The sequence below is a fragment of the Pseudomonas sp. 2848 genome (assembly GCF_003253945.1).
GTDB lineage: Bacteria > Pseudomonadota > Gammaproteobacteria > Pseudomonadales > Pseudomonadaceae > Aquipseudomonas.
The window spans coordinates 32192-50629 of record NZ_QKZD01000017.1; the positions used below are offsets into that span (position 1 = coordinate 32192).

Genomic DNA, 18438 nt, shown 5'->3' on the forward strand with positions numbered 1-18438 from the left:
AATCACACAAGGGCAAGACATGCTGAAAATCGACACCCTGCACCAGTACTACGGCGGCAGTCACATCCTGCGCGGCCTGTCCTTCGAGGCCATGGTCGGCGAAGTCACCTGCCTGCTCGGGCGCAACGGCGTGGGCAAGACCACCCTGCTGCGCTGCCTGATGGGCCTGCTGCCAGCCCGCGAGGGCCGCGTGGAATGGGAAGGCAAGCCGATCACCACGCTCAAGCCCCAGCAACGGGTCCAGGCCGGCATCGCCTACGTGCCCCAGGGCCGCGAGATCTTCCCGCGCCTGACCGTGGAGGAAAACCTGCTGATGGGCCTGTCGCGCTTCCCCGCCCGTGAGGCACGGGAAGTGCCGGCGTTCATCTACGAACTGTTCCCGGTGCTGGAGCAGATGAAACAGCGCCGTGGCGGCGACCTGTCCGGCGGCCAGCAGCAACAGTTGGCCATCGGCCGCGCCCTGGCCAGCCGCCCGCGCCTGCTGATCCTCGACGAACCCACCGAAGGTATCCAGCCGTCGGTGATCAAGGAGATCGGCGCGGTGATCCGCAAGCTCGCCGACCGTGGCGACATGGCCATCCTGCTGGTGGAGCAGTTCTACGATTTCGCCGAGGAACTGGCCGACCAATACCTGGTCATGGCCCGCGGCGAGATCGTCCAGCGCGGCCGCGGCGAAAACATGCAGGCTGAAGGTGTGCGCGGCCTGGTTACCATTTAATCTGCAACCACTTCCCTTGCGAGACGCTGTCATGAGTTACCAGATCCGCGACGCCCTGATCGACGACGTGCCGGGCATCCTCGACATCTACAACGACGCCGTGGCCAACACCACGGCGATCTGGAACGAAACCCCGGTGGACCTGGCCAATCGCCGGGGCTGGTTCGAGGCCCGCGCGCAGCAGGGTTATCCAATCCTGGTCGCGGTGGATGACAGCGGCGTGCTCGGTTACGCCTCGTTCGGCGACTGGCGGCCGTTCGAGGGCTTTCGCCATACGGTCGAACATTCGGTGTACATCCGTGGCGACCAGCGCGGCAAGGGCCTAGGGCCCGTCCTTATGGAAGCGCTGATCGACCGAGCGCGTCTTTGCGACAAGCATGTGATGGTCGCCGCCATCGAGAGCGGCAATACCGCGTCGGTGCGCCTGCATGAGCGGCTGGGGTTCGTGGTGACCGGGCAGATGCCGCAGGTGGGCGTGAAGTTCGGCCGGTGGCTGGACCTGACCTTCATGCAATTGATGCTCGATCCTGGGGCACAGCCGTGAAGCCCGAGGGGCCGCCGTGCGGCCCCACAACGTTTACATCTGGGTAAACCGGCCCAACCGTTGGCGCAGCATGTGGTTCTCGCTGCGCAACTGCTGTACCTCTTCCAGCAGCTCAAGCGCCAGGGCCACCCCTTCCCACTCCAGCTCCAGCTGATCATGCAGCTTCACCGCACGCTTGAGGGTGACCGGCGCGCGGTCATCGAACACCCATTCCTCCGGCGTTCGCCCCGAAGGTTCAACGATGCCGTGCTCGACGATCTCGATCACGCAATCGGCCGTGAGGTCGGCTTCCTGGCAAAGGGTACGCATGTCCAGTTGAACGATCAGGGTGCTGCTCATGATCACTTACTCCATTGAGTCCTCGGGTTGAACGCGGCTTTCTCGGAGAGCTGGGTCCACAATGCGCGCGCTGCGTCATCGGATTGGGCAGGCATCACTACCTTGAGCTGGGCGTACAGGTCGCCGCGCTCGCCCTGCTTGTTCAACAGGCCCATGCCCTTGACCCGCAGGCGCTGGCCGCTCTGGCTGTCGGGGCGGATGGTCAGGTTGATCTTGCCGGTCAGAGTCGGCACGGCCACCTTGGCGCCGAGCGCCGCCTCCCACGGTGCCAGCGGCACGGTAATGATCAGGTCATGACCTTCGACATCGAACAGCGGGTGCGGTGCCATGCGGATGGTCAGGAACAAATCGCCGTTGGCCCCGCCGCCCACGCCCGGCGCGCCCTGGCCCTTGAGGCGGATGCGCTCGCCGTCGGTCACCCCGGCGGGGATCTTCACGTTCAGGGTCTTGGTGGTGAACCCGGTGCGCTGGCCGGCAGCGTTGGTCTGCGGCACCTGGAAGCTGATCTGCTTGGATTCCTTGTTCAGGGTTTCCTCGAGGAAGACCGCCAGTTCCAGTTCCACGTCCTGCCCTCGCCTGCCGGCACTGCGTTGTTGCCGGCCACCGCCGCCACCGAAGGGGTTGCCACCCCGGGCGCCGAAGATCGAGCTGAAGAAATCGGAAAAATCGCCACCTTCGAAACCACCGCCACCACCGCTGCGAGACTCCCAGCCAGGCGGCGCCTGGAACGGCCGGCCATGCTGGCCGCCGTATTTGCGGATCTCGTCGTACTCGGCGCGCTTGTCCTTGTCGCCAAGCACTTCGTAGGCCTCGTTGGCCTCCTTGAACTTGTCCTCGGCGTCACGCTCCTTGCTGACGTCGGGGTGATACTTGCGCGCGAGCTTGCGGTACGCGGCCTTGATCGCCTTGTCGTCCGCGCTCGCCTCGACGCCGAGTATCTTGTAATAGTCTTTGAAGTCCATCTATGGATCACCGATGTGAATGTACGTATTGCTACTGAAGATTGGGGTCAAGCATAGCCTTTCAAGGCTCATCCGGGGTTGCGCTATCGCAGACGACCGGTCTTGATTTAGCCGCAGAACGGCATAAACTGCGCGGCCGTTTTGCCTCCGGAAGCTTTCTCCATGTCTGACGTATCCCCGGCCCGTGCCCTCGGCATCGACTTCGGTACCTCCAACTCCACGGTCGGCTGGCACCGCCCTGGCGCCGAATCGCTGATCGCCCTGGAAGATGGCAAGATCACCCTGCCGTCGGTGGTCTTCTTCAACATCGAGGAACGTCGCCCGGTGTACGGCCGCCTGGCCCTGCACGAGTACCTGGAAGGCTACGAAGGCCGCCTGATGCGCTCGCTCAAGAGCCTGCTGGGCTCCAAGCTGATCAAGCACGACACCAGCGTGCTGGGCAGCGCCCTGCCGTTCAAGGACCTGCTGGGCATGTTCATCGGCGAGCTGAAAAAGCGCGCCGAAGCCGATGCCGGCCGCGAATTCGACCAGGTGGTGCTGGGCCGCCCGGTATTTTTCGTCGACGAAGACCCGGCCGCCGACCAGGAGGCCGAGGATACCCTGGCGGAAGTTGCGCGCAAGATCGGCTTCAAGGACGTGTCGTTCCAGTACGAGCCGATCGCTGCGGCGTTCGACTACGAGTCGGGCATCAGCCGTGAAGAGCTGGTGCTGATTGTGGATATCGGCGGTGGTACCTCGGACTTTACCCTGATCCGCCTGTCGCCCGAGCGCCACCTGGTGGCCGAGCGCCAGGACGACATCCTCGCCACCGGCGGCGTGCACATCGGCGGTACCGACTTCGACAAGCAGCTGAGCCTGCAGGGTGTGATGCCGCTGTTCGGCTATGGCAGCCGGATGAAAAGCGGCGCGCTGATGCCCACCAGCTACCACCTCAACCTGGCCACCTGGCACACCATCAACGCCCTGTATGCGCAGAAGTCGCAACTGGCCCTGGGCAGCATGCGCTACGACATCGAGGACACCCTGGGTATCGACCGCCTGTTCAAGCTGATCGAGCAGCGCGCCGGGCACTGGCTGGCGATGGAGGTGGAGGCCAGCAAGATCGAGCTGACCGAGCGCGACAGCCGGAGCATCGACTTTGGCCGGATCGAGCCGCAGCTGTCGGCCGAGCTGACCCGGGCACTGTTCGAAGATGCAATTGACGGTTTGCTCGAGCGCGTGCGCGGCAGCGTGAGTGAACTGCTGGCCAAGGCGGGCGTGAGCGAAAGCCAGGTGGACACGGTGTTCTTCACCGGCGGCTCCAGCGGCATTCCGGCGCTGCGCAACAGCGTGGCGGCGATGCTGCCCAATGCGCGGCATGTGGAAGGCAATATCTTCGGCAGCATCGGCAGCGGTCTGGCGATCGAGGCGCGCAAGCGTTACGGCGTGCTCTGATTCGAAGACCTTATCGCGGGGCAAGCCCGCTCCCACGCCAGGTTCTTGGCTGCTTTGGGAGCGGGCTTGCCCCGCGATGATCAGACCAGCTCAGCCCGCTTCAACTCACTCTTCAGGTAGGCGTAGTAGATCGGCCCGGCCACCACCCCCGGCAGGCCGAACGCCGCCTCGAACACCAGCATCGCCAGCAACAGCTCCCAGGCCTTGGCACTGATCTGGCCGCCGACGATCCGCGCGTTGAGGAAATACTCGACCTTGTGGATAACGATCAAGTACCCCAGCGCCGCCATCGCCACCCAGATCGACAGCGACAGGCCGACGATGGTGATCAGGGTGTTGGACATCAGGTTGCCGATCACCGGCAGCAGCCCGAGCAGGAAGGTCAGCACGATCAGGGTCTTGGTCAGCGGTAGGTGCACGCCGAACAGCGGCAGCACCACGGCAAGGAAGATGCCGGTGAAGAAGGTGTTGAGCAACGAGATCTTGATCTGCGCAAAGACGATGTTGCGAAACGCCTGCACCAGCAGGCTCAGGCGCTCGAACAAGGCCGCGGCCAGGGGCTTGCGCCGGGAAATGTCGGGGATGCGCTGCAGGGCGACGATGGCGCCGAGGATCATGCCGATCAACAGGGTCACGAACATGTGCGCCATGCCCTTGCCGACCAGCTGCAGGTCGCTCAGGTGGCTCTTGATCCACTCGCCGATGGCCACCTTGAACTCGGCGGCGCTGGCCGGCAGGTAGGCTTCGATGAACGGCGGCAACTGGCCACGGGCACGCTCGACCAGGCCCATGAACTTGTCCAGCGAGGCGCCGGGGTTCTCGGCCTCGTGCAGGAGGAAACTGAAGGCGCCGGCAATCAGCAGGGTGAGCGTGCTCACCACCAAGGTGCCGAGCAGCGCCACCGCCAGCCAGCGCGCACGCTGCCCGGCGATCAGCGGCTGCAGCCTGGGGGTGAGCATGTTGACCAGCTCGAACACCAGCAGGCCGGCGAGCAGGCTCGGCAGCAGCTTCAGGGGCAGCGCCAGCAACAGGCCGGCCATGACGATGATCCAGCTGGCCAGGGTGACCTGGCGGGGGGTGAAGGTCATACAGCCTCGACGGCAGACAGCGGAAAGTCCCGCAGTCTGCCAGCCTTCAAGGCAGAGGCATAGGCGCAGGTCATTTCTTCTTCAGGCAGTCGCTCATGAAGGTCTTGCGCTCGTCGCCCTTGAGCGCCTTGGTGGTGGCATCGGCGTTGCAGGTCTTCATCTTCTCCTGCTGGGTGGCGGCAGGCTTGGCCTTGAGGCAAGTGCTCATGAACGCCTTGCGCTCGTCGCCCTTGAGCGCCTTGGCGGTCGCGTCGGCGTTGCAGGTCTTCATCTTTTCCTGTTGCGCGGTGGCGGCGAATCCTTGCCCCGCGATCAACATGCCCAACACCAGCAGGGGTACGTGCAGCAGCTTCATGGAGTGGTCTCCTTGCCTGCGCGCCGGATGCGCGCTCGTCGCAGCTGAGTGTAGACAAGAATTTTTACATCTCTGTCCGCGCCCGCCGTCGGTACTGTTCCGGCGTGCACTGGGCCTGGCGCTGGAACATGGCGATGAAGGCCGAGGCGCTGCTGTAGCCGAGGTCGAAGGCGATGGCCTGGATCGCGGTGCCCGCCTCGAGCGCCTCGATGGCGCGCAGAAAGCGCAGGCGCAAACGCCATTCGCCGAAGCTCATCCCCAATTCACGCAGGAACTGCCGGGCCAGGGTGCGTTCGCTGACATGCACCTGCGCGGCCCAGTGGGCCAGCGGGCGGTTGTCGCCGGGCTCGCCATGCAATCCTTCAAGCACCTGGCGCAGGCTGTCGCTGCGGGCGAACGGCAGGTAGCAGGTCTGGGTCTGCGCCAGGTGCAACTGGTCGAGCAGCACCTGTGCCAGGCGCTGGTCACGCTCGTCCCGGGCGATGCGCAGGTCGCGGCGGGCGAAGTCGCCGAGGATCGCCTTGAGGATGTCGCTGATCACCAGGCTGCAGGGTTGCGCCGGCAGCCCAGCACACAGGCTGCGGTCAAGGTAGACCGAGCGGTAGACGATCGCCTGGGGGTTGTAGCAGCCATGCTCGGTATCCGGCGGCACCCACACGGCGTAGTGCGGCGGCGAAATGAAACGCTGGCCTTCGATGTCCAGGTGCATCAGGCCATGGGACGCGTAGTTGAGCTGGCCCCAGGGGTGACGGTGCGGGGCGCTGTGGGTGTCGGCGCCGAATTCGTCGTAGCGAAAGTACACCGGGGCAGGGAGCTGGTCGAAGCGCGGAATGTCGAGGTACTTGCGGGCCATGCTGTCTGCTTCGCGGGGTAGGTTGTCTGGATGGAAGTATAGGCATGCAAGCAGACAAGCGATAATACCCGCCGTCACACCCTCCCTGCAGGAGGGGGCGAGCCCGCTCCTGCAGGGGACACCCGTTACCTGAGAGTCCCAATGAACTACCTCTTCCCCCTCATCGCCATCCTCATCTGGGCCGGCAACACCGTGGTCACCAAGATGTCCGCGGGGGCCATCTTCCCGGCCGAGATCGGTTTCTACCGCTGGCTGCTGGCCGGCCTGTTGTTCACGCCGTTCCTGCTGCCCCAGGTCTGGCGCAACCGCGCGGCCATCCGCCCGCACCTGGGCAAGGTGTTCGTGCTGGGCGTGCTGGGCATGGCCATCTACCAGAGCCTGGCGTACTTCGCCGCCAGCATCACCAGCGCCACCAACATGGGCATCATCCTCTCGCTGATGCCGCTGATGTCACTGGCCCTGTCCATCGCCTGGCTGGGCCAGCGCCTGAGCTACGGCGCGCTGCTCGGCGCAATCGTGTCGTTCTTCGGCGTGCTCGAAGTCGTCTCGGCCGGGCAACCCGGCACGCTGCTGCACCAGGGCCTGAACAGTGGCGACCTGATGATGCTGGTGGCCACCCTCGCCTATGCGCTATACAGCTTCCTGCTGAAGAAATGGCAGCTGCGCCTGCCGCCGCTGCAATTGCTCTACCTGCAGGTGCTGGTGGCGATCCTGGTGCTGCTGCCGCTGTTCGTGCTGTCACCGAAGACCGGGCTGAACGGCCACAACCTCGGCCTGGTGCTGTATGCCGGCCTGCTGGCCTCGATGGTCGCGCCGCGGGTATGGATGCAGGCCGTGCATCGCCTGGGCCCGAGCCGCACCACGCTGTTCTTCAACCTGCTGCCGGTGGTCACGGCGGTGATCGCCGCCGTGGTGCTGGACGAGCAACTGGCCAGTTATCACCTGGTCGGCGGCTTGCTGACACTGGTCGGCGTGCTGCTGGCCGAGCGCTGGACAACGCCAGTACGGCGCACGGTCACAACCCCGCGGCCTTGAGCCGCGCGGCATGTTCGGTGAACAGCCGCACAGGCTCGGCGCCCTTGCCCACGGCGCCGAGGGACTGGTTGACGATGTCCAGGTGGTCGAGCGGATAGTCGTCGCCGATCACTTGGCCCAGGTGCGAGCTGAAACGCCCGACCATGCCGTCGCAGTGGCCCTTCTCGCGCACGAAGCTACGGGCGAACAGACGGCAGAAGCGATTGCTGCCGTCGAAGCGGTTCAACCCCTGGTCGGTGCGGCCCGGCTGCAAGGTGCCTGACCAGGAGTAGTAACGCACGCCGTTCACCTCGGCCGGCCCCTCGCCGCCCCAGACCTCGGGCAGCCCCTGTGGATAAGCCTGGTTGAACAGCGCCACCCCGGCGCTGGTCAGCGACTGGTGCGAGGCATGCACGTCGATCGGCAGCGGATCCCGGCGCCAGCCAGTCTCCAGCCAGCCCAGCAGCACGGCGAAACCATGCAGCACGGCCTTGAGGATGCGCCCCTTGGCAGAGTCGCCCGGCGCCGTGCGTTCAAGGTGGTCGGCCAGCTCCGAGCCATGGTTGGGGCCGGCCACCGAGGTCACCGAGGCCACCCGGTCTGGCCGCTTCGCCGCCGCATAGCGGGCACTGAGCGCGCCCTGGCTGTGGCCGATCAGATTGACCTTCTCGACCCCCGTCCGCTGGCAGATGTCCTCGATGATGATCAACAGCTGCTCGCCGCGCACCTCACTGGAATGCAGCGGCGATATCTGCACCGGATATACCTGCGCGCCGCCCCGGCGCAATGCCGGGACAATGCCGAACCAGTAGGGATACAGCAGTGCCCGCACGAAACCGAGCATGCCCGGCACCAGCACCAGTGGATAACGCGTGGCCAGTTCCTGACTCATCACCCTGCCCTTTTCCATGGACGACCGGCCCACACTACAGCGTGCCCTGCGTCATTCGCAATCGAACTCCCGGCGCGCTGCGCGGTTCCAAGCAGAACAGACCCTGAGCAAGGAGCGGGACCATGTACAAGCACACCCTGGCCATCCTTCTGGCAAGCGCGACCCTCGCCGCCTGCGGCAGCCGCCCGGAAAACCCGGTGGACTACGTCACCTACCGTGACGAGCCGCTGGTCAAGCAGGTGGAGCACGGCATGACCATGCAGAAGGTCATCGCCATCGGCGGCAGCCCGTCGAATGTCAGTGACCTGCCCCACGGCGGCACCTGCAACGACTACATCCTCAACCGCGATGGCCAGCAACAGCCCTATTACGTGCGCTTCGACGCCACCGGCCATGTCGACGCCAAGGGCTTCAAGACCTGCAAGCAACGCCAGGAAGACAGCGACGCCGTCCACGGCGCATGACACCCCATGACCACCCTGATCCTTTCGGAGATGAACATGAGCGTTGAACTGACCGATGTGAAAACCCTGCGCGAACGTGCCCGCCAGCATGTCGAGCAAGGCGCGGTGACCGAGGGTTACCACGCCGATCGCGAGAAGATCCTGCGCCTGCTCAACGAGTCGCTGGCCACCGAGCTGGTCTGCGTGCTGCGCTACAAGCGTCACTACTTCATGGCCAGCGGTATCAAGGCCAGCGTCGCCGCCGCGGAATTCCTCGAGCACGCCACCCAGGAAGCCGAGCATGCCGACAAGCTGGCTGAGCGCATCGTGCAGCTCGGCGGCGAGCCGGACTTCAACCCCGACAACCTGACCAAGAACTCCCATGCCCAGTACGTGGCGGGCAGTTCATTGAAGGAGATGGTGCTGGAGGATCTGGTGGCCGAACGGATCGCCATTGACAGCTACCGCGAGATCATCCAGTACATCGGCGACAAGGACCCGACCACGCGGCGCATCTTCGAGGACATCCTGGCCCAGGAAGAAGAGCACGCCGACGATATGTCGGATCTGTTGCAGGGGTTGTGAATAATGGGGGCGCGCAGCGCCCCTACTTCTTGGCCTTCACCGCCGCCGGTGCCTTGCCGGCGCGCATCTGCTGCAACAACGGCGTGCACTGGTTGGGCACATCGCCGCTGCTCGGCGCGATCAGCGCCAGCAGCCCCGCCGCCGGCCCCGCCACCACACCCAACGCCACCATCCCCGCACCACGCAGCGCCAGCGGCACTGCCTGCACACCTGCACTCGGTTTGGCGAAAGGCCCACGCACGTACAGCGGTGAGCGCAGTGAGAACAGCCGTAGCCCTTTCGATTCCGGGGTGATCTTCAGGTCCAGTTGCTCACTGGCGAAATTGGCCGTGCCGTCGATGTGGATAATGGCGTTCTCGGTATCGAAGACGAACAGGCGGGTGGTCGCCAGGCCCTCCTTGATGCCGACATCGGCCGCGGCACAGTTGATCTTCACTTCCTCATCGCCAAACAGCTTGCCGATCACGTAGTTGCCCACGTTGAGCCCGGCGATCTCCATCAGGCTGCGGCTGATGGCGCCATCGTTGATCAGCAGGCGCAGGTCGCCGTTGGAAGTGCCGAGCAACGCCGCCACCGAGTTGCCCCGGCCACTGATATCGGCGTCGCCGTTGAGCTCGCCGAAGCTGGTCTGCATGGGCGCGAAGCTGGGGAACAACTGCTTGAGCTTGAAGCCCCGGGCGGTGAGCTGGGCGCGCCCCTGCATCGGCGTGCTGCGCCCGTCCAGGCGGATGTTGGAATCGAGGCTGCCCCCGGCCACGCCGAAGCGCAGCGGTTCCAGGCGCAGCAGGCCATCCTCGAGAATCACATGGGCAGACAGGTCATTGAACGGTAGTTTCTCGCTGTGCACGATGCGCTTGCCGGCGAAGGTCACGTCGGCATCCATCGCCCGCCAGCGCTCGGTGCGGAACTCCTCTACCGGCAACACCTTGTTGGCCGGCTGCTTGCTGGCGCCGCCGCGGGCCTTCTGCTCGGCGTTGGAGTCGGCGCCGATCAGCGGTGCCAGGTCCTTGAACAGCAGTTGATTGGAGACCAGGTTGCCGGACAGTTTTGGCCGGGGCTGGCTGGCGACGAAGGCCAGGTCGCCGTGGATATCACTGTCGCCGATCTTGCCGTTGAAGCCTTCATAGCGGAAATGCGCGCCCTCGGCGGCATGCAGGTTGGCGCTCAGGTGGCCATCGGTGGCGTAGGGTGGGGTGTCGGGCAGGGTCACGCCGGTCAGCGGGTAGAGGTTACCCAGGCTGCTGCCGGAGAGTTTCAGGCGCAGGTCGAGGGCACCCAGGCTGCGCGGATCGGTCAGGGTACCGGCAAGGGCGACATGGGTATCGCCGATGCGCACGTCGGCCTGCAGCGGGAAGGGTTGGCTGGCATCCTGCAGCGCCAGCAGGCCGCCGATCTTGCCGGTGCCGGCCACCGCCTGGCCCTTGTAGCGCCCCTGGGCCTTGAAGCCGAAGGCATAGTCCTGGGCGTTGCCGGCCTTCTCGGCGCGGGCCTTGCCGACGATATCGCTGAACGGGATCGGCTTGCCCAGCGGGTCGACCTGCACCTTCATGCTGGTTTTCAGGGTCTGGTCGTCGAAGCTGACATTGCCCTGGTCGAAGCCGATCGCGCCGATGTCCAGCACCCACTTCGACGGCTCCTCGTGCTCATCCTTGGGCCCGAAGTCGAACACCCAGTTGGCCCGGCCATCGGCCAGGCGGGTGAGGCTGGCACTGGGCTTGACCAGGTCGATGCGCGGGATGCTGATGCGCTGGACGATCAGCGGCAGCGGCGCCAGGCGGAAGTCCACCCGCTCCAGCCCCACCATGCGCGGCTCCTTGAGCCATTCGGGGTTGCCCAGGGTGAGGTCTTCGGCGGTGAAGTGCGGCCAGGGCACGAAGGCACGCCAGCCGCCCTCCTCGGGTTCGGTGCGCCAGTGCACCGCGAGGTTGCCGTTGATCGCGAAAGGCCGGTGCAGGGCTTCGGAGACTTTCTCGTTGAGCAACGGTTTGACGCGGTTCCAGTCGAAGGTGGTGATCACCACCACCAGGATTGCCAACAGGGTGGCCAGGGTGGCGAAGGTCCAGACGATGATTCTGGCAGGGCGCGTCATTGCGTGATTCTCCTGACTGCATGGAAGGCGGCGCGACGATGGCACTCATTATGTCGGACTGATGAAAACCCGCCGGGTTTAATCCGCGCAGCATGATAACCAAGATTTTCCTGACGATTTTCTCAGCTTCTGGTCTACGGAGCGTGGCAGTGTTACCGGGGAGTCGGCGTGCCTCAATACTCGGCGCATCGCCAAAAACATTGAGCCAGAGCGCTCCACGCACAGTATCAATGCCGTCGATTGTTACCATTATCCTGATGAACTTTTCTCTGGAGTTACCGGGCGTAGCATTGGCTCCGTACCCACTTTCCAGCCCCCCAGAGGAGCACCGAATCATGAAACGCCATCTGCTGCTGAGCCTGACCCTGTCCGTACTTGCTGCCAACGCCTTCGCCCTGCCAGCCGAAGACCAGCACCTGAGCGCCGAATCGCGCTCCAGCACCATCACCGTCAGCCAACCGCTGAACACCCTGGCAGAAGGTGGCGCCGAGCGCCTGCAGGAACGTGCAGGCCGCGTGGCCGAAGGCGGTGCCGAACGCCTGCTCGAACGTAACAACCGTGTTGCCGAAGGTGGCTCTGATCGCCTGATCGAACGCAATGACCGTGTCGCCGAAGGTGGTTCCGATCGCCTGATCGAACGCAACGACCGTGTCGCCGAAGGTGGTTCCGATCGCCTGATCGAACGCAACGACCGTGTCGCCGAAGGTGGTTCCGATCGCCTGATCGAACGCAACAACCGCGTCGCTGAAGGTGGTTCCGATCGCCTCAACGAACGCAACAACCGTGTAGCCGAGGGTGGCTCGGATCGCCTGGTCGAACTCAGCCGTGTGAGCTGATCGCCATGGCCGAAAACAACAACCCTCCGTGCGGTAGCTGCTCCCCTCCAAGCCCGGTCCATTGACCGGGCTTCGTTTTTCTATCCAGAATGCCCAGCCGTACCGTCATAGAAGCCTGCCCCATGCTGCCGCGCGCCGAACAGAAGCTACAAACCCGCCAGGCCCTGCTGGATGCCGCCTGCCTGCTCATGGAAAGCGGCCGGGGTTTCGGCAGCATCAGCCTGCGCGAGGTGGCCAAGGCCGCTGGCATCGTGCCCACCGGTTTCTACCGCCACTTCCCCGACATGGATGCCCTGGGCCTTGCCCTGGTCGCCGAGGTGGACACCACCTTCCGCCAGACCATCCGCCTGGTGCGCCATAACGAATTCGAGCTGGGTGGCATCACCGATGCCTCGGTGCGCATCTTCCTCGACGTGGTCGCCGCCCACCGCGCGCAATTCCTGTTCCTCGCCCGCGAGCAGTACGGCGGCTCGCAACCGGTGCGCCAGGCCATCGCCCGCCTGCGCCAGGACATCAGCAGCGACCTGGCCACCGACCTTGCGCGAATGCCGCGCTGGCGGCACCTGGACGGCGCCGCCCTGGCGGTGATGGCCGACCTGGTGGTCAAGACCGTGTTCGCCACCCTGCCCGAGCTGATCGACAGCCCCGAACCGGGCCATGCACAGGCGCTGACGGCACAGGAAAAGATCACCCAGCAGTTGCGCTTCATTTTTGTCGGCGCTCGGCACTGGCAGGGCCTGGGCAATCCCGGCTGAGATTTTCGCCCAGGCCGGATCGTGGCAGCGGCGGTGCCCCACGAACCCCTTGTCACTTCTGCTACCATGGCGCCCTGCCCGACCGTCCACGAGCGCCACCATGTCCGACCCCCGTCCCGCACTGACCCGTTTCCAACAGCACTTCGCCGAGCGCATCGTGCCGCTGTGGCAAGGCCCGGGCTGGAACGCCGACATGGCCCTGCCGTACGAAGCCCTGGACACCCAGCACCGGCCACTGCCGGTGCAACGCTACCGGGCCATGGCCTGCGCCCGCCAGCTGTACCTGTTCAGCAGCCGCATCGAACAACCTGGCGCGGCCGAACGCGCTGCGGCATTGTTCCGTTCGTTGCAGAAGCACTTCCATGACGCCGAGCATGGCGGCTGGTTCTACAGCATCGACGCCCAGGGCAAGCCGCTGGACCGGCGCAAGGACCTCTACACCCACGCCTTCATCGTCTTCGCCTGCGCCCATTACCTGGGCAAGGTCGGCGAAGGGCTGGTGGAAGCCACGCTCAATGGCGCCCTCGAGGTGATCCACGAGCAGTTCGCCCGCGACGATGGCCTGTACGAGGCCAGCCTGGGTGAGGATTGGTCAGACCTGGGCAGCGGCCCGCTGCAGAACCCGCAGATGCACCTGGCCGAAGCCTTCCTGCAAGTGCTGGCGGTACGTGAGGATGAAGAGGTGCGTCACTCGCTGTTGCAGCTGTGCGACGGCTTGCAGGCGCAGTTCATCGAGCCGCAACACGGCCTGATGCTGGAGAAACCGCGCGGGGCTGTGGATAACTGGTTCGAGCCGGGACACCAGTTCGAATGGTTCTACCTGCTCGACACTTCCGAGTTGCTGCGCGGTACTGCGCTGCATGCCTCCATCGAGCGGGCCTTCGACTTCGCCGAACAGTGCGGCGTGAAGGATGCTGCAGTACTGGCGATGCTGGATGTGGACGGCAAGGTGATCGACGCGACACAGCGTATCTGGGCCCAGGCGGAGTACCTGCGGGCACTGGCCCTGCGACCGGGAAGCGAGGCGCGGCTGCTGGAGCAACTCACGGCGCTGGAGTCACGCTTCCTGCATGAAGGCGGCTGGCATGAGTGCCGCGATGGCGAGGGGGCAGTGAGCCGCCATGACATGCCTTCGACCACGCCCTACCACCTGGCGACTTGCCTGGAAGGCTTGCAGCGCCTGATCTGACACAATCGCGGGGCAAGTCGCATCGGCGCACCGCCGCTCCCGCGTCGTACAGGCATGGGAGCGGGCTTGCAGCGCATCAGCCCTTGAGCGAGCGATCGATCGAGAACCCTGCCCAGTCCTGGCTCACCGGCATCAGCTCAAGGCTGTTGATGTTGATATGCGCCGGCTGGTTGAGAATCCAGAAGATGGTCTCGGCGATGTCCTGCGGCTGGATCGGCTCGGCACCGGCGTAGGTGGCGTCGTACTTGGCCTGGTCGCCGCCGAAACGCACCAGCGAGAACTCGCTTTCGCACAGCCCCGGCTCGATGTTGCTGACCCGCACGCCAGTGCCGCGCAGGTCGCAGCGCAGGCTCAGCGAGAACTGGCCGACGAAGGCCTTGGTGCCGCCATACACATTCGCGCCCGGGTACGGGTAGTTGCCCGCCACCGAACCGACATTGAGGATTGACGCGCCGCGCCCGTGGGCGATCAGGCGCGGCAGCAACAGGCGGGTGGTATACATCAGGCCTTTGATATTGGTGTCGACCATGGTTTCCCAGTCGTCCAGGCTGCAGTTCTGCGCCGCATCCACACCCAGTGCCAGGCCGGCATTGTTGACCAGGCCCTGGAGCTTGTCGAAGCTCGGCGGCAGGCTGGCGATGGCGGCTTCCATGGCCTGGCGATCACGCACATCGACCACCAGCCCATGCACCTCGGTCTTGGCCGAGAGTTCTTGGCACAGCGCATCCAGGCGCTCCTTGCGGCGACCGGTGAGCACCAGCTTCCAGCCAGCATCGGCGAAACGGCGGGCGGTGGCCTCACCGAAACCGGAAGTCGCGCCAGTGATGAATACGGTGGACGTCATGCTCTTCTCCTTGGGTGTGCTCGGCAGGCCTTGCAGCATGCCCGGCGCAAGCGTTGTCGACAACCGTTTCAGCCACTGGTCAAAAAACGTACAGACGCTGAAAAGCCCCGTGATTGGGGGCTTTCGTCAGGCTATGCGCATCTTATCCACAAGGCTTTCCCCACAGATTGGGGGCAACTTGTCGGTTCCAGGGAACCTTTGCTTGCTGTGGACATCTGCCCGTGATGGCGCAACGCTTTCAACCTGCCGTCTGCGGCGGTCTGTCCAACGTTTTTTCACAGACTTATCCACAGAACTCAGATAGCTGTGGATGAACCGCGCTGCTGCTAAAAACCCTCGATAAATCATGCACAAGCAAGACCTGATCAAAAAACGAACAGATCCTTGGAGGCGTTGTTAAACAAGGGCTTGAGCAAGGTGCCACCATGTTTTCCACAGGCGGTTCCACATAATCCGTGGAAAGTTTTCCAGCTGTGGAAACAATGGCTTGCGTGGGGATTGTGGTGTGCTGCAGGAAAGATATGCGACAAGTTGTCCACATGTGCTGAAAGGCATAAAACGCATCGCGGGGCAAGTCGGGTTGCCGCACCGACTTGCCCCACGATTTACTTCAGTGCCCGCCCAGGTAGGCGTTACGCACCTCCTCGTTGACCAACAGCTCCTGCCCAGTCCCGGTCATGCGAATCTGCCCGTTGACCATCACATAGGCCCTGTCCGACAGCTTCAATGCATGGTTGGCATTCTGCTCGACCAGGAAAATGGTCATCCCGGTCTGCGCCAGCTCGCGCAGGGTCGAGAAGATCTGCTTGACCACGATCGGCGCCAGCCCCAGCGACGGCTCATCGAGCAGCAACAGCTTGGGCCGGCTCATCAGCGCCCGGGCAATCGCCAGCATCTGCTGCTCGCCCCCGGACATGGTCATGGCCCGCTGGTTGCGCCGTTCCTTGAGCCGCGGGAACAGCTCGTACATGCGCTGCATGTCCTGGTCGGCATGTTTGTCGCCGATCGGGATGGTGCCCATCATCAGGTTTTCCTCGACGCTCATGTCGGGGAACACCCGGCGCCCTTCCGGGGACTGGGCGATGCCATTGGACGCGATGTAGTGCGACGACTTGCGGGTGATGTCGGTGCCGCGATAGACGATCTGCCCGGATGCCGCGCGCGGCTGGCCGAAGATCGACATCAGCAGCGTGGACTTGCCCGCGCCGTTGGCGCCGATCAGGCTGACCGTCTCGCCTTCGTTGATGTGCATCGAGACCTTCTTCAGGGCCTGGATCGGCCCATAGAACACATCCAGGTCCTTCAGCTCGAGAATGGGCGCGCTCATGTCAGTTCCTCTTCGTCGGCACCCAGGTAGGCGGCAATCACCGTCGGGTTGTGGCGGATATCCTGCGGTGATCCTTCGGCAATCACGTTGCCGTGGTCGAGCACGACGATGTGGTCGGAGATGCTCATGACCATGCCCATGTCGTGCTCAATCAGCACCACGGTGATGTCATGCTCGTCGCGCAGCACACGGATCATGCGGCTCAGGGCCTCGGTCTCCTGGGGGTTGAGACCGGCAGCCGGTTCGTCCAGGCAGATGATCTTCGGCCGCGTGCACATGGCCCGGGCAATCTCCAGGCGGCGCTGCTGCCCGTAGGACAGCTCACCGGCCAGGCGGTTGGCGCAGTCCACCAGGTCGACCACCTCCAGCCAGTAGAACGCATGGTCGAGGGCATCGCTCTCGGCCTTGCGATAACCCGGGGTATTGAGCACCCCGGCCAGCAGGTTGCGGTTTACCCACATGTGCTGGGCCACCAGCAGGTTCTCCACCACCGACATTTCCTTGAACAGGCGGATGTTCTGGAAGGTGCGCGCCAGCCCGGCGCGATTGACCAGGTGGGTGCCGCCGAACATCTTGTAGTACAGGCGGTTGGCGAAGCGTGCCGGCGAAACGAAGTCCGCCGCCCGGAAGCGCTCGCCGAGCAGCTGGATGACGTTGGTGTGGCTGCCGCGCACGTTCAGCTCGATCCGCCCGCCGGTGGCCTTGTAGAAACCCGTGAGGCAGTTGAACACCGTGGTCTTGCCCGCGCCATTGGGGCCGATCAGGGCGAAAATCTGGTTACGCTTGACCTGCAGGCTGACATCGCTGAGCGCCTTGATCCCACCGAACTGCATCATCAGGTTGTCTACAGACAGAATGACTTCGTCGCTCATGGCGCCACTCCTTTACGCGGGACCACGCCGGTACGGCTGATGCGGATCAGCCCCCGCGGTCGCCAGATCATCATCAGCACCATCAGCACGCCGAACAGCAGCACACGGTATTCGGAGAAGCTGCGCAGCAGCTCCGGCGCCACGGTCAGCACGAACGCCGCGATCACCACGCCCACGGTCGAGCCCATGCCGCCGAGCACGACGATGGCGAGGATCAGCGCGGACTCGAAGAAGGTGAACGACGATGGGTTGACGAAGCCCTGGTAGGTGGCGAAGAACACCCCGGCAAGGCCTGCGGTGGACGCGCCGAGGGTGAACGCGGAAAGCTTGACCAGTACGTGGTTCAGGCCCATCGAGCGGCAGGCGATCTCGTCCTCGCGCAAGGCTTCCCAGGCGCGGCCCACCGGCATGCGGGTCAGCCGGTGCTTGATGTACAGCACCGCCAGCACCACCAGGAACAGCACCGCGTAGATGAACACGAACTTGAGGTTGGCGTTGTATTCGAAGCCGAAGAACTCGTGGATCGGCACCCCGCCGTCCTTGGCCCGGCGACCGAACTCAAGGCCCAGGAAGGTCGGCGACGGCGCCGGCATGCCGTTGGGGCCGCCAGTGAACGACAGCCAGTTGTTCAGCACCAGGCGGATGATTTCACCGAAACCGAGCGTGACGATGGCCAGGTAGTCGCCATGCATGCGCAGCACCGGGAAGCCGAGGATGCACCCCGCCAGCGCCGCGGCAATGGCCGCCAGTGGCAGCACGCTCCAGAAGCCCAGGCCCAGGTATTGATAGCCCAGCGCCAGGCCGTAGGCACCGATGGCGTAGAACGCCACATAGCCCAGGTCGAGCAGGCCGGCCAGGCCGACCACGATGTTCAGGCCCAGCCCCAGCAGCACGTAGATCAGGCCGAGGATGACCACGGTCAGCAGGTACTTGTTGGCGAAGATCGGGAACACGATGGCGATGACGATCAGCGCCGGGATGATGTAGCGCAGGCGCGACTTGTAGTTCGGCGCCAGCACATGCACGCCCGAACCGCCGCTGTCGAAGCCCTGGAGCATGCGTTGGCCGGTCGGCGTTTGCAGGAACAGGCTGAGGATGAATCGCCCGACCATCACGCCGCCGACCAGCCAGGCGACGCGGGCGGGTTCGGCGTTAAACGTGTAGCCATCGAGCACCACGCCGACGACGGGGCCGAAGACGATAAGGGCCAGCAGGCCGGCGACGAGGGTCTCCAGCAGGCTGCGTTTGAGGTCGAAACCCTTGGTTTGCGAAGCAGGGGCAGTATTGGCAGTGGACATG

At 64.5% G+C, this 18438-nt stretch carries 20 protein-coding genes; 9 read left to right on the forward strand and 11 right to left on the reverse strand.

Going from position 1 to position 18438, the window contains the following annotated elements:
• Nucleotides 1–19: 19 nt before the first annotated feature.
• Both urtE and DFS21_RS24520 read left to right on the forward strand, forming a co-directional pair.
• Nucleotides 20–718 (forward strand): urea ABC transporter ATP-binding subunit UrtE, encoded by a 699-nt coding sequence (gene urtE / locus DFS21_RS24515; RefSeq protein ID WP_111533309.1) that lies wholly within the window; start codon nucleotides 20–22, stop codon nucleotides 716–718.
• Between the two features lie 31 nt (nucleotides 719–749).
• Nucleotides 750–1262, forward strand: a complete 513-nt coding sequence (locus DFS21_RS24520; protein WP_111533311.1) for a GNAT family N-acetyltransferase — start codon at nucleotides 750–752, stop codon at nucleotides 1260–1262.
• A gap of 33 nt (nucleotides 1263–1295) precedes the next feature.
• Here the strand turns inward: DFS21_RS24520 and DFS21_RS24525 are convergent, their stop codons facing one another.
• Nucleotides 1296–1601, reverse strand: a complete 306-nt coding sequence (locus tag DFS21_RS24525; RefSeq protein WP_023630087.1) for a chaperone modulator CbpM — start codon at nucleotides 1599–1601, stop codon at nucleotides 1296–1298.
• Nucleotides 1602–1603: 2 nt separating this feature from the next.
• Nucleotides 1604–2563, reverse strand: coding sequence for a curved DNA-binding protein (gene cbpA / locus DFS21_RS24530; protein ID WP_102683965.1), 960 nt, complete (start codon nucleotides 2561–2563; stop codon nucleotides 1604–1606).
• Between the two features lie 162 nt (nucleotides 2564–2725).
• On the opposite strand from cbpA, the gene DFS21_RS24535 reads away from it, so the two are divergent.
• Complete coding sequence (locus DFS21_RS24535) at nucleotides 2726–3997, forward strand: Hsp70 family protein (RefSeq protein WP_046854026.1); 1272 nt, start codon at nucleotides 2726–2728, stop codon at nucleotides 3995–3997.
• An 80-nt stretch (nucleotides 3998–4077) separates the two neighbouring features.
• On the opposite strand, the gene DFS21_RS24540 is transcribed toward DFS21_RS24535, so the two are convergent.
• The 3 genes from DFS21_RS24540 to DFS21_RS24550 all read right to left on the reverse strand — a co-directional run bounded on the left by DFS21_RS24540 (nucleotide 4078) and on the right by DFS21_RS24550 (nucleotide 6293).
• Nucleotides 4078–5085, reverse strand: coding sequence for an AI-2E family transporter (locus DFS21_RS24540; RefSeq protein ID WP_046854025.1), 1008 nt, complete (start codon nucleotides 5083–5085; stop codon nucleotides 4078–4080).
• Between the two features lie 70 nt (nucleotides 5086–5155).
• Nucleotides 5156–5440 (reverse strand): PsiF family protein, encoded by a 285-nt coding sequence (locus DFS21_RS24545; protein ID WP_046854024.1) that lies wholly within the window; start codon nucleotides 5438–5440, stop codon nucleotides 5156–5158.
• Nucleotides 5441–5504: 64 nt separating this feature from the next.
• A complete protein-coding gene (locus tag DFS21_RS24550) occupies nucleotides 5505–6293 on the reverse strand; it encodes a helix-turn-helix transcriptional regulator (RefSeq protein WP_110701796.1) in 789 nt (262 codons plus the stop codon).
• 141 nt (nucleotides 6294–6434) lie between these two features.
• On the opposite strand from DFS21_RS24550, the gene DFS21_RS24555 reads away from it, so the two are divergent.
• Nucleotides 6435–7328 carry a DMT family transporter gene (locus DFS21_RS24555; RefSeq protein WP_046854022.1) on the forward strand — a complete coding sequence of 298 codons (894 nt, stop codon included), beginning with the start codon at nucleotides 6435–6437 and terminating at the stop codon, nucleotides 7326–7328.
• Here the strand turns inward: DFS21_RS24555 and DFS21_RS24560 are convergent.
• Nucleotides 7309–8199 (reverse strand): triacylglycerol lipase, encoded by an 891-nt coding sequence (locus DFS21_RS24560; RefSeq protein ID WP_111533313.1) that lies wholly within the window; start codon nucleotides 8197–8199, stop codon nucleotides 7309–7311. The genes DFS21_RS24555 and DFS21_RS24560 overlap by 20 nt on opposite strands.
• Before the next feature lie 122 nt (nucleotides 8200–8321).
• Between DFS21_RS24560 and osmE the strand changes: the two genes are divergently transcribed.
• On the forward strand, nucleotides 8322–8663 hold the full coding sequence (osmE, locus tag DFS21_RS24565; protein WP_102683961.1) for an osmotically-inducible lipoprotein OsmE: 342 nt from the start codon (nucleotides 8322–8324) through the stop codon (nucleotides 8661–8663).
• A gap of 6 nt (nucleotides 8664–8669) precedes the next feature.
• Entirely contained in the window at nucleotides 8670–9227 is a 558-nt protein-coding gene (locus tag DFS21_RS24570) for a bacterioferritin (RefSeq protein WP_023631202.1), read from the forward strand.
• A 22-nt stretch (nucleotides 9228–9249) separates the two neighbouring features.
• Here DFS21_RS24570 and DFS21_RS24575 read toward each other — a convergent pair whose 3' ends face one another.
• Nucleotides 9250–11316, reverse strand: coding sequence for an AsmA family protein (locus DFS21_RS24575; protein ID WP_111533314.1), 2067 nt, complete (start codon nucleotides 11314–11316; stop codon nucleotides 9250–9252).
• Between the two features lie 335 nt (nucleotides 11317–11651).
• Here DFS21_RS24575 and DFS21_RS24580 point away from each other — a divergent pair, with 335 nt between their 5' ends.
• From DFS21_RS24580 to DFS21_RS24590, 3 genes are all read left to right on the forward strand, one after another.
• Complete coding sequence (locus DFS21_RS24580; protein WP_111533316.1) at nucleotides 11652–12152, forward strand: phage infection protein; 501 nt, start codon at nucleotides 11652–11654, stop codon at nucleotides 12150–12152.
• 122 nt (nucleotides 12153–12274) lie between these two features.
• Nucleotides 12275–12907: a TetR family transcriptional regulator gene (locus DFS21_RS24585; RefSeq protein WP_102683958.1), complete on the forward strand. Its 633-nt coding sequence runs from the start codon at nucleotides 12275–12277 to the stop codon at nucleotides 12905–12907.
• Nucleotides 12908–13007: 100 nt separating this feature from the next.
• Entirely contained in the window at nucleotides 13008–14096 is a 1089-nt protein-coding gene (locus DFS21_RS24590) for an AGE family epimerase/isomerase (protein WP_111533318.1), read from the forward strand.
• A 76-nt stretch (nucleotides 14097–14172) separates the two neighbouring features.
• On the opposite strand, the gene DFS21_RS24595 is transcribed toward DFS21_RS24590, so the two are convergent.
• The 4 genes from DFS21_RS24595 to livM form a co-directional block, all read right to left on the reverse strand.
• Entirely contained in the window at nucleotides 14173–14940 is a 768-nt protein-coding gene (locus tag DFS21_RS24595; RefSeq protein WP_110701808.1) for an SDR family oxidoreductase, read from the reverse strand.
• Between the two features lie 610 nt (nucleotides 14941–15550).
• A complete protein-coding gene (locus tag DFS21_RS24600) occupies nucleotides 15551–16267 on the reverse strand; it encodes an ABC transporter ATP-binding protein (RefSeq protein ID WP_102683956.1) in 717 nt (238 codons plus the stop codon).
• Nucleotides 16264–17139 (reverse strand): ABC transporter ATP-binding protein, encoded by an 876-nt coding sequence (locus tag DFS21_RS24605; RefSeq protein WP_031314650.1) that lies wholly within the window; start codon nucleotides 17137–17139, stop codon nucleotides 16264–16266. Before DFS21_RS24605 ends, DFS21_RS24600 begins: the two co-directional genes overlap by 4 nt.
• On the reverse strand, nucleotides 17136–18437 hold the full coding sequence (gene livM, locus DFS21_RS24610) for a high-affinity branched-chain amino acid ABC transporter permease LivM (RefSeq protein WP_110701812.1): 1302 nt from the start codon (nucleotides 18435–18437) through the stop codon (nucleotides 17136–17138). The genes DFS21_RS24605 and livM overlap by 4 nt, the downstream gene beginning before the upstream one ends.
• Nucleotide 18438 lies beyond the last annotated feature (1 nt).

Bases quoted from the DNA above. Each gene is read 5' to 3' on its own strand.
- urtE (WP_111533309.1), top strand. From the start codon at position 20: ATGCTGAAAATCGACACCCTGCACCAGTACTACGGCGGCAGTCACATC.
- DFS21_RS24520 (WP_111533311.1), top strand. From the start codon at position 750: ATGAGTTACCAGATCCGCGACGCCCTGATCGACGACGTGCCGGGCATC.
- DFS21_RS24525 (WP_023630087.1), bottom strand. From the start codon at position 1,601: ATGAGCAGCACCCTGATCGTTCAACTGGACATGCGTACCCTTTGCCAG.
- cbpA (WP_102683965.1), bottom strand. From the start codon at position 2,563: ATGGACTTCAAAGACTATTACAAGATACTCGGCGTCGAGGCGAGCGCG.
- DFS21_RS24535 (WP_046854026.1), top strand. From the start codon at position 2,726: ATGTCTGACGTATCCCCGGCCCGTGCCCTCGGCATCGACTTCGGTACC.
- DFS21_RS24540 (WP_046854025.1), bottom strand. From the start codon at position 5,085: ATGACCTTCACCCCCCGCCAGGTCACCCTGGCCAGCTGGATCATCGTC.
- DFS21_RS24545 (WP_046854024.1), bottom strand. From the start codon at position 5,440: ATGAAGCTGCTGCACGTACCCCTGCTGGTGTTGGGCATGTTGATCGCG.
- DFS21_RS24550 (WP_110701796.1), bottom strand. From the start codon at position 6,293: ATGGCCCGCAAGTACCTCGACATTCCGCGCTTCGACCAGCTCCCTGCC.
- DFS21_RS24555 (WP_046854022.1), top strand. From the start codon at position 6,435: ATGAACTACCTCTTCCCCCTCATCGCCATCCTCATCTGGGCCGGCAAC.
- DFS21_RS24560 (WP_111533313.1), bottom strand. From the start codon at position 8,199: ATGAGTCAGGAACTGGCCACGCGTTATCCACTGGTGCTGGTGCCGGGC.
- osmE (WP_102683961.1), top strand. From the start codon at position 8,322: ATGTACAAGCACACCCTGGCCATCCTTCTGGCAAGCGCGACCCTCGCC.
- DFS21_RS24570 (WP_023631202.1), top strand. From the start codon at position 8,670: ATGACCACCCTGATCCTTTCGGAGATGAACATGAGCGTTGAACTGACC.
- DFS21_RS24575 (WP_111533314.1), bottom strand. From the start codon at position 11,316: ATGACGCGCCCTGCCAGAATCATCGTCTGGACCTTCGCCACCCTGGCC.
- DFS21_RS24580 (WP_111533316.1), top strand. From the start codon at position 11,652: ATGAAACGCCATCTGCTGCTGAGCCTGACCCTGTCCGTACTTGCTGCC.
- DFS21_RS24585 (WP_102683958.1), top strand. From the start codon at position 12,275: ATGCTGCCGCGCGCCGAACAGAAGCTACAAACCCGCCAGGCCCTGCTG.
- DFS21_RS24590 (WP_111533318.1), top strand. From the start codon at position 13,008: ATGTCCGACCCCCGTCCCGCACTGACCCGTTTCCAACAGCACTTCGCC.
- DFS21_RS24595 (WP_110701808.1), bottom strand. From the start codon at position 14,940: ATGACGTCCACCGTATTCATCACTGGCGCGACTTCCGGTTTCGGTGAG.
- DFS21_RS24600 (WP_102683956.1), bottom strand. From the start codon at position 16,267: ATGAGCGCGCCCATTCTCGAGCTGAAGGACCTGGATGTGTTCTATGGG.
- DFS21_RS24605 (WP_031314650.1), bottom strand. From the start codon at position 17,139: ATGAGCGACGAAGTCATTCTGTCTGTAGACAACCTGATGATGCAGTTC.
- livM (WP_110701812.1), bottom strand. From the start codon at position 18,437: ATGTCCACTGCCAATACTGCCCCTGCTTCGCAAACCAAGGGTTTCGAC.